The organism is Marinobacter sp. AC-23, from assembly GCF_001858325.1.
In the GTDB taxonomy this organism is placed as follows: domain Bacteria; phylum Pseudomonadota; class Gammaproteobacteria; order Pseudomonadales; family Oleiphilaceae; genus Marinobacter.
Genome location: NZ_MBPP01000018.1, coordinates 69,564 through 79,058, shown reverse-complemented (window position 1 = coordinate 79,058; position 9,495 = coordinate 69,564). Strand labels below are relative to the sequence as shown.

Sequence of the window (9,495 nt, the reverse complement as noted above, 5' to 3'; positions counted from 1 at the left end):
GCGGAAAGACCAGTGTGCTCGAAGCTATCGGGTACCTTGGTCTTGGTCGATCCTTTCGGATAAATAGGCACCAAGCGGTTGTTCAGCATGGCCAGCAACGATTTACAGTTTTTGGTGGCTTGGATCATGGTTTTAACGAGCAAAAAAACGCCCGATCTTCAGATTCTCTTGTTCATCGGCTAGGTATATCTCGTGATGTGACCCAAAAGGAAACAACACTTCGGGTTGATGGCGAAGGGGTGCGGAGCCTGTCTTCCCTCGCCAAGCACCTGCCTGTGTCGGTCATTGATCCTGGTGTGTTTGATATCGTGGCGGGAGGACCTGGAAAGCGTCGACAGTTTCTTGATTGGGCAGTGTTCCACGTGGAACCTTCTTTCGCATCATGCTGGCAACAGTGCCAGAGAGTCACGTCACAGCGGAATCAAACGCTGAGAAATGGTAGACTAGATGAATCCATGTTGCGTATCTGGGATGCCCAGTACGCGGCACTGAGCGAAAGAGTAAGCGAAGCCCGAAAGGTTGCCTTTGATCAATTCAAAAGCGCATTCGACAGCTTGGTTCACGAAGTGGATGTGAGCTGGACAGAAGGGCTAAAACTAGAGTTTTATCCTGGGTGGGATACCAGTCAGTCGCTGGTAGATGTACTTGTCCGTCACAGGGAGCAGGAGGCTCGTATGGGGCATACCCTTTATGGGCCAAACCGTGCGGACATCCGAATCAGGTTTCAAGGACGTCCGGTGGCGGAAACTTTTTCCCGTGGCCAGCAAAAAACCCTCGTCATACTGATGAAAATTGCCCAGAGCGTGGTGTTGAGCGATCTAGGAAAGCAGGTCAGCTTTCTGATTGATGATATTAACGCCGAACTGGATGAGAGCCACAGAAGCATGCTGGCTCGCAAGTTACAGGAATTGCGTTGCCAGGTATTTATTACCTCCATTGAGCGGTCCGATCCGGAAGTTTTGTGGCAGGGTAATCAGATACCTGATTATCGAATGTTCCACGTGGAACATGGCAAATTGAAGGAAGAATAAAACCGGTTTCCCACCCCCTTTTTATCTGCGAAAGGCAGCTTTAAGGGGGGAGAGTGCGCCGGCCCTTACGCTTCAGGAGTTTTTTAATGAGTGAATCGAGCTACAATTCTGCCAGTATTAAAGTCCTGAAAGGGCTGGATGCGGTACGAAAAAGGCCAGGGATGTACATCGGCGATACCGATGATGGTACCGGTCTGCATCATATGGTGTTTGAACTGGTGGATAACTCCATCGATGAAGCTCTGGCAGGTCACTGTTCCGAAATTGGTATTATCATTCATCCGGACGAATCAGTAAGCGTTCACGATAATGGCCGGGGCATTCCCGTGGACATTCACCAGGAAGAAGGCGTATCTGCCGCCGAAGTTATTATGACCGTGCTCCACGCTGGGGGTAAGTTCGATGATAACTCTTATAAAGTTTCCGGGGGTCTTCACGGCGTAGGTGTTTCCGTTGTAAACGCTCTCTCCTCTACCCTCACCTTGACCATCCGCAGGGACGGCAAGGTGTATGAGCAGGGTTATACCCACGGTGTGCCAAACTCTCCTTTGGCAGCGGTGGGTGACACAGATGCCTCAGGTACCCGTGTACACTTTATTCCCTCCCCGGAAACCTTTACCCACATAGAGTTCCACTACGATATCCTCGCAAAACGCGTCCGCGAACTGGCGTTTTTGAACAGTGGCGTGCGCATTCGTCTGACCGACGAGCGTAGTGGTAAAGAAGAGTTGTTTGAGTATGAAGGCGGCTTGCGGGCCTTTGTTGAACACCTTAATGCTAATAAAACTCCGATCAACCGGGTTTTCCACTTCACCCGTGAGCGCGAAGACGGCATTGTGGTAGAAGTTTCCATGCAGTGGAACGATGCCTTCCAGGAGAATATTTACTGCTTCACCAACAATATACCCCAGCGGGACGGCGGCACCCACCTGGCGGGTTTCCGCTCTGCGCTTACCCGTTCACTGAATACCTACATTGAGCACGAAGGCTTGGGCAAGAAGGCCAAGGTGAGCACCTCTGGTGACGATGCTAGGGAAGGTTTGACGGCGATTGTGAGTGTTAAAGTGCCTGATCCCAAGTTTTCTTCACAAACCAAAGACAAACTGGTGTCGTCGGAAGTGAAAACGGCCGTTGAACAGGAACTTTACCAGAGCTTTGCAGCGTACCTGCAGGAGCAGCCAAACGAAGCCCGGCTTATCGTCAATAAGATGATTGAAGCAGCGCGAGCCCGTGAAGCCGCTCGTAAGGCCCGAGACATGACCCGCCGTAAAGGTGCGCTGGATATCGCCGGCCTACCAGGCAAATTGGCGGACTGCCAGGAAAAAGACCCTGCTCTGTCTGAACTGTTCATAGTGGAGGGTGATTCCGCGGGTGGTAGCGCCAAGCAAGGCCGGGATCGAAAGACCCAAGCGATTCTTCCACTTAAGGGTAAGATTCTTAACGTGGAGAAAGCACGCTTTGACAAGATGCTGTCTTCTGCCGAAGTGGGCACTCTGATCACTGCACTGGGTTGTGGCATTGGTCGTGAGGAGTTCAACGCGGATAAACTCCGCTATCATTCCATTATTATCATGACAGACGCGGATGTGGACGGTTCCCACATCCGTACCCTGCTGCTCACATTCCTGTTCCGTCAGATGCGCGAAATCATCGAACGTGGTCATGTGTTTATCGCCATGCCGCCGCTTTACAAAGTGAAGCGTGGTAAACAAGAGCAGTACCTGAAGGATGAGAAGGCGAAAGAAGCTTACCTCACCCAGACCTCTCTGGAAGGCGCACAGTTGTATGTAAACGCCGAAGCACCTCCCATTAAGGACTCGGCCCTTGAGACCATGGTGCAGGACTATCAGACCGTGATGGCGATGATTGATCGCTTGTCCCGTGCCTATCCTGCGAAGGTGCTGGAGCAGATGATTCACAACGATACGCTTACAGCAGAGCATCTGAAGGACGAACAAACCGTGGCGGCTTGGGCTACCCGATTGGGTGATGGCCTGAACGTAGATACCCGCACTGGCACCAAGTACAGCTTCTCTGTCTCCAAAGACAATGAGCGGGCGCTTTATCTGCCCAAAGTGACGATCTACGTGCACGGGATTCCCCACGAGCACGTATTCAGCCACGATTTCTTTGATTCGCCATCATACGGTGCCATTGCGCGCCTGGGTGAGACCTTGAACGGGCTTGTCGAAGAAGGTGCCTACATTCAGCGAGGCGAGCGCAAGCAAGCGGTACTGTCGTTTGAAGGTGCGTTGCAGTGGCTGATGAAGGAAGCTCAGCGTGGATTGAACATCCAGCGTTATAAAGGCTTGGGTGAGATGAACCCGGATCAGCTGTGGGAAACCACCATGGATCCTGAATCCCGCCGGATGATGAAAGTGAAAATTGAAGACGCCATTGCGGCAGACCAGATTTTCACTACGCTGATGGGAGATGATGTTGAACCGCGTCGTAACTTTATCCAGACTAACGCTTTGCAAGTAACGAACCTGGATATCTGATAACCTTCAGATAAGTAACAAAAAAACGGCCAGAGTATTGCTACTCTGGCCGTTTTTTTATGTCATTTAAAATGGATTTGGAGGGCTAGGCTTTATCTGCAAGATGAGGGGCCATTACCTCTTCCAGGGTATACCCCGTTAGCCGACGAATGGTTCTCCATAGGTAATAGAAGATAAGCATCATCATGACCATGGAGGGGATGGCAATCATCGGATAACTGACCAGAGTCATCCTGCCAAGCTCCTCGTTAAACGCCTGAGTACCGGAAGGGCTAACCACAATCCAGCGGGCAATAACGTAGTTCATGATGGATGAGAACAGAAACGTGCCGGCAAAAAAGTAGCTCGCCTTCAATAAGCGCCCTTCGAACTCGTCAACGTGGTTATTTTCTTCCAGGGTTTGCTGGATTTTATCCACATTGAGCACATTGGGGTTATAGAGAAGCGTGCGAACCAGCGGATATTTGGTGCGGGTAGAAGCCAATACCGCCAGGCCAATAACAGCGGGGATGGCCGCTTCTTTTATTGCTAACCAGCCTGCATCCAGCTCCAACAGGCCAATGCCGCCTGTGAGTCCTACGCTCACCAAGCCGAGCACGGCGATAAAGTTTTTCTTGTGGTAACGAACAAGCTCGAATAAACCCCAGCCAAGAGGGAATGCCAAACCTAGAAGCAGTGCATTCACACTGCCAAGGTGTTGGTCGCCGCTAAATTTCATCAGAATAACGGATGGGATGACAATACTGACCAGCAGATCAACCAGGGCCTGGGCTTGTGCTCGGGTACAGAGGTGGTGCTAGGTGAAGTCATGGTTCTGCCTGGTTAGTGAAACAACTACAGGCAGTATACGACGAACCCCATAAAAAAACCGAACCCGGAGGTTCGGTTTTATAACCTACAGCCGTTGCGGATGTATCAGGCGCCGACTTCTTTCAAGCACTCTTCAACAATCGCCAAGCCTTCTTCAAGGATATTATCCTCAATGGTTACCGGCATCAGGAAGCGTAGGCTGTTGCCGTACATGCCACAACTCAGCAGAATCAGCCCCTTCTCCTTGGCTTTCTTGGTGACCGCAGCAGCAAGCTCCGGCATGGGCTTGTGGTTGTCTTTGCTCTCCACGAACTCAAATGCCGCCATGGGACCAAGGGTACGAACGTTGTCCACATGGCTGAACTGCTCCTGCCATTGGGTGAAACGTTGGTTCAGCTTCTCGCCCAGACGCACACTTTTGCCCAGGATGTCTTCTTCTTTGAACACATCGAATACGGCCAGGGCAGCGGCACAGGCTGTTGGGCTACCGGTATAGGTGCCACCCAGCGAGTTCGGGCCTGAGGAATCCATGTGCTTGTCGGTACCGACAATCGCCGAGATCGGCATGCCATCAGCCATACTCTTGGCCATGGTGATGATGTCTGCTTCAACGCCGCTGTGTTCGATAGCAAACATCTTGCCGGTGCGGCCGAAGCCACTTTGAACTTCGTCGACAATCAACAGAATGCCGTTCTCGTCACAGATATTGCGAAGCTCTTTCAGGAAGCTGGTGGGCGCTGCGTAAAAACCGCCCTCGCCCAGCACTGGCTCCAGCACGATAGCCGCCGTTTGGTTTGCCGGAGAATCCGTCTTCATAGTCATGCGAAGACCACGCAGGGCTTCTTCTTCGCTCACACCGTGGTACGGCACAGGATAAGGCGCCCGGTATACGGTTCCTGCATGGGGCCGAAATCTGTTTGGTAAGGCGCTGCCTTGCCATTCATTGCCATAGTCATGAAGGTACGGCCGTGGTAACCGCCATCAAAGCAGATTACGTTGGTGCGGCCGGTGGCGGCACGGGCAATCTTGACGGCGTTTTCCAGCGCCTCTGCACCGGAGTTGGCCAGCATCACTTTGGCATGCCCTTTTACCGGCGTTACTTCGCTTAACTTCTGGGCCAGGCGTACATAGCCCTCATAGGGCATAACCGTCTGGCAGGTGTGCATCAATTTATCCAGCTGGGCTTTTATCGCCGCAACTACTTTCGGATGCCGATGGCCGATGTTGAGAACACCAATGCCGCCGGCAAAGTCGATCATACGGTTGCCGTCTGCATCCCACAGTTCCGAGTTGGTTGCGTGGTCAGCAAATTGCTCATTGGGACTTGCCGCGCCAGCCGCAACATAGCGTTCTTTGAGTGCTTGCAATTCTTTGTTGCTCACTTTGCTATTCTCCCCGTGTCTTTGATTTATCTATCTCACTAAACAGTGTAGGGAGTACCGCCGAATGACACAAACTAACTGAGCTGAATATCACGCCGGTGGTTCCCTAAACTGCAATGCGGCGAGGCGCCGGTATAGAGGGTTTTCTTGTATAAGTTCGTCATGAGTGCCCACTGCCAACAACCGGCCCTGATCCAGAACGGCTATACGATCAGCGTTGCGAACGGTGGCCAGCCTGTGGGCGATCACCAGTGTGGTTCTGCCAGAGGTAAGTGCTGGCATAGCTTGTTGTATAAGGCTTTCACTTTCTGCATCCAGAGCGCTTGTGGCTTCATCCAGCAGCAAGATGGGCGCATCGGCCAGCAGTGCCCGGGCAATGGCCAACCTTTGCTTCTGGCCTCCTGAGAGCCCCAGCCCGGCATCTCCCAGGCGGGTGAGGTATCCATCTGGGAGCTTTTCGATAAACTCGTGGGCATGGGCAATACGAGCGGCTTCTTCAACATCGGCCTGACTGGCGTCCGGGCGCGCATAGCGTATGTTATCGGCCACCGTGCCATGAAACAGGGCCGGGTTCTGGGGTACCAGCGAAAAGCAGCCGCGCAGAGCCGCCAGAGACACCGTGGCGCTATCCGTACCGTCAATGTGAATGGTGCCGCTCTCGGGCTGATAAAAGTGCAGCAGCAGATCGAACAGTGTGGATTTCCCTGCGCCGGATGGGCCCACCAGGGCCAGGGTTTCTCCTGCTTGAACATGTAAGCAAATATCGGCCAACGCGGGATGTTCGCTGCGCCCCGGATAGCTGAACCTGAGATTATCGATACGAATATCCCCCGTAATGGCGTTGGGGAATGTGCCTGCATCCTGTTCCGCCGGTCGATCAAAGGCCGGTTCTGTCTGTAGTAGCTCAAACAGCCGCGCCGCGGAGCCGGCGGCCCGTTGCAGTTCGCCTATTACTTCACTGATCGCCCCTGCGGCTACGCCTACCAAAAGGCTATAGAACACAAAAGCGGCCAGCTCTCCCGGGGTAATGCGGCCGTGGATAACATCCAGGCCGCCAATCCAGATCACAATGCCAATTGCTCCCATCACCAATGATATGGCTATGGTGGTTAGCCAGGCACGCTGCTTTATACGGGCACGGGCTATGTCGAAAGCGCGCTCAGACACCTCCGCGAAAAAACGCCGGTCGTGGGGTTGGTGATTGAAAGCCTGCACGGTCTTTATTTGCGTGAGGTTTTCGCCTACATAACTGCCTACATCGGCCACTCTGTCCTGGCTGAGCCGAGAAAGCTGTCGCACGCGCCGGCCGAAAAACAGGATAGGCACGATGACCAACGGAAAGCCCAGCAGAATGATCCCGGCCAGCTTGGCATTGGTGATGAACAGCAACAGCAGCCCGCCTATTAGCATCAAGGCATTGCGCAGGGCAATGGATACGGTCGACCCGATCACTGATTGCAGTACCGTTGTGTCGGCGGTAAAACGGGATTGAATCTCCAAGGCCCGGTTCTGCTCGAAAAACCCCGGGTGCAGGTCAATCAAATGATTGAACACCTGTTTACGGATATCCGCTACGACCCTTTCGCCAATCCAGGACACCAGGTAAAACCGCGCGAAGGAACCAGATGCCAGGCCCAGCACAAGAATGAAAAACAGCCCCACGGCGCGGGCCAGATTATCCGGGGATTGGGTCGCCAGGCCCTGATCAACCAGAATCCTCAGGCCCTGCCCCAAGCCAAGCGTGATGCCTGCCGTGATCACCAGGCTACCAGAGCACCTGCCACCGCCTTGCGATATGGGCTTATAAATCCTATGACCAGTTTCAGAGCTTGCCGGTGACGAGTGTTAATGATGTGCCTCCTGAAGTTGAGGTGCTGTAAACTCGGGTTGCTATACCAATGCTGCTTTCGACCAGCCTTATCATACGCTTGTCTCGTCTGTGAAAATGAAGGAATGTCCGTGCGCGCTTACGCTGATAGTGATTACTCTGCCCACCAAAAACCGGACTGGAAAGTCATTGCCGGGCTGTGGCCGTATTTGGCAGAGTTTCGTGGGCGAGTAGCTCTATCTGTGGCGTTCCTGATACTGGCAAAGCTGGCCACGGTAGCCACGCCTGTGGCCCTGAAATACATAGTCGACTATCTCGATCAGGGCCGCGAAGGCGAGCTGTTGCTGTGGATTCCCGTGGTTTTGGTGATCGCTTATGGGGCGTTACGATTTGGCAGCACATTGTTCGGAGAACTGCGGGATGCGGTGTTTGCACGGGTGGCCGAACGAGCCATGCGGCGAGTATCGCTGCGGGTGTTCCGGCACCTCCATGACCGCGAACTGGCCTTTCACCTGGATCGAAAAACCGGCGGGCTGGCCCGAGACATAGAGCGCGGTACCACTGGCATCAGCTTTTTACTGCGCTTTACCCTGTTCAACATTATTCCCACGCTGCTGGAAATCTTTATGGTGGCGGGCATTCTGCTGGTGGCGTTTAACGCCAGCTACGTGTTGGCCATTCTCGTTGCCGTGGCGGTGTATATTGTTTTTTCCATTACAGTCACCGAGTGGCGAACCAAGTTTGTGCGCGAGGCCAACGCCCGCGACAACCAGTCCAATTCTCGTGCTATCGACAGTCTGCTAAATTACGAAACCGTGAAGTACTTCAATAATGAGAAATTTGAAGCCGAACTTTACGATGAGAATCTTGAGGGCTGGGAGAAAGCGCGCCTGAAAAACCGCTTGTCTCTGGCCGCGCTTAACACCGGCCAGGCGTTTATTATTGGCATCGCAATGATTGTCATGATGGTGATGGCCGTGCGGGAAGTGGCCAGTGGCGCCATCACCCTGGGTGATTTCACCATGATTAATGCTTACCTGCTTCAGCTATTCATCCCTCTGAACGCGTTGGGCTTTGTATACCGGGAAATCCGTCAATCCCTGGTGAATGTAGAGCGCTTGTTTGGCTTACTGGATGAAAAGCCGTTGATTGAAGACGCGGATAAGGCGCCGGCGTTGGTTGTGGATAAAGGTGAGGTGGGCTTTGAGCATGTGCATTTCGCCTACCGCGCCGATCGCCCGATTCTGCAGGACGTGGACTTCTGCATACCCGCCGGGCACACCCTGGCTGTTGTAGGCGCCAGCGGCGCTGGTAAATCCACCCTTGCCCGCCTGCTGTTCCGTTTTTTTGAAGTGGCTAAGGGCAGCATTACTATTGATGGCCAGGATATCCGTGAGGTCAGCCAGGACAGCCTGCGCGCCGCCATAGGCGTAGTGCCGCAAGACACAGTGCTATTTAACGACACACTGTATCGAAACCTGGCTTACGGCCGCCCGGAGGCCACTGAGGCAGAGGTGCATCACGCCGCGAAACAAGCGCACCTCGACAACTTTATCCGCAGCCTGCCGGAAGGCTACGACACCAAAGTGGGCGAGCGAGGCCTGAAACTCTCAGGTGGCGAAAAACAGCGCGTGGCTATCGCCCGGGTGCTGCTGAAAAACCCGCCGTTGTTGATTCTCGACGAAGCTACCTCCTCGCTCGACTCTATCTCAGAGCAAGCCATTCTGGACGCCCTGAACGAAGTCAGTCGGCAGCGTACGACGTTGGTTATTGCTCACCGTTTATCGACTGTGCGCGATGCCGATACCATCCTGGTATTGGATCATGGCCAGATTGTAGAAAGCGGCGGGCACAGTGAATTGCTGGCAAAAAATGGGTATTACGCCAGACTATGGCTGCAGCAACAGCATAACGATGAAGAGGAAAGCCTTTAGGGAGCCGGA

General features: G+C 53.5%; 3 protein-coding genes and 3 pseudogenes. 3 read left to right on the top strand and 3 right to left on the bottom strand.

Going from position 1 to position 9,495, the window contains the following annotated elements; genetic code table 11:
- The coding region (recF, locus tag BCA33_RS07285; RefSeq protein WP_071264615.1) for a DNA replication/repair protein RecF at positions 1–1,031 on the top strand (1,031 nt) is incomplete at its 5' end.
- A gap of 86 nt (positions 1,032–1,117) precedes the next feature.
- Positions 1,118–3,532 (top strand): DNA topoisomerase (ATP-hydrolyzing) subunit B, encoded by a 2,415-nt coding sequence (gene gyrB / locus BCA33_RS07280; protein ID WP_071264603.1) that lies wholly within the window; start codon positions 1,118–1,120, stop codon positions 3,530–3,532.
- Between the two features lie 85 nt (positions 3,533–3,617).
- Here the strand turns inward: gyrB and BCA33_RS07275 are convergent.
- The 3 pseudogenes from BCA33_RS07275 to BCA33_RS07265 form a co-directional block, all read right to left on the bottom strand.
- Positions 3,618–4,342, bottom strand: a pseudogene (locus BCA33_RS07275) (VC0807 family protein).
- A 105-nt stretch (positions 4,343–4,447) separates the two neighbouring features.
- Positions 4,448–5,601 (bottom strand): annotated as a pseudogene (locus BCA33_RS07270) (aspartate aminotransferase family protein).
- Positions 5,602–5,814: 213 nt separating this feature from the next.
- Positions 5,815–7,577, bottom strand: a pseudogene (locus BCA33_RS07265) (ABC transporter transmembrane domain-containing protein).
- Positions 7,578–7,683: 106 nt separating this feature from the next.
- Here BCA33_RS07265 and BCA33_RS07260 point away from each other — a divergent pair.
- A complete protein-coding gene (locus tag BCA33_RS07260; protein ID WP_071264601.1) occupies positions 7,684–9,486 on the top strand; it encodes an ABC transporter ATP-binding protein/permease in 1,803 nt (600 codons plus the stop codon).
- Positions 9,487–9,495 lie beyond the last annotated feature (9 nt).